The sequence below is a fragment of the Delftia sp. JD2 genome, from assembly GCF_001682645.1.
Classification (GTDB): Bacteria; Pseudomonadota; Gammaproteobacteria; order Burkholderiales; family Burkholderiaceae_C; genus Comamonas; species Comamonas acidovorans.
Window position 1 is genome coordinate 1 of sequence record NZ_LFJT01000153.1, and the last position, 362, is coordinate 362.

1 pseudogene is annotated in these 362 nt (G+C 71.0%); it reads left to right on the top strand.

The window, feature by feature from the left end:
* Positions 1-362: pseudogene (locus ACM14_RS30255) on the top strand (Fe/S-dependent 2-methylisocitrate dehydratase AcnD); the annotation flags it as partial.

The window sequence follows — 362 nt, forward strand, 5'->3', positions numbered from 1 at the left end:
TGGCCTCGCCGCCGCTGGTCGTGGCCTATGCGCTGGCGGGCACGGTGCGCTTCGACATCGAGCAGGACGTGCTGGGCGTGGTGGAAGGCCGCGAGATCCGCCTCAAGGACCTGTGGCCCGCCGACGAGGAGATCGACGCCATCGTCGAGCGCGCCGTGCGTCCGGAGCAATTCCGCGCCGTCTACCAACCCATGTTCGCCATCCGCAAGGACGATGGCGACAAAGCCTCGCCCCAGTACGACTGGCGCCCCCAGTCCACCTACATCCGCCGCCCGCCGTACTGGGACACCGAAGGCGTGGGCGCGCTGGCGGCCTTCCCGCGCACGCTGCGCAACATGCGGCCGCTGGCCCTGCTGCCCGAC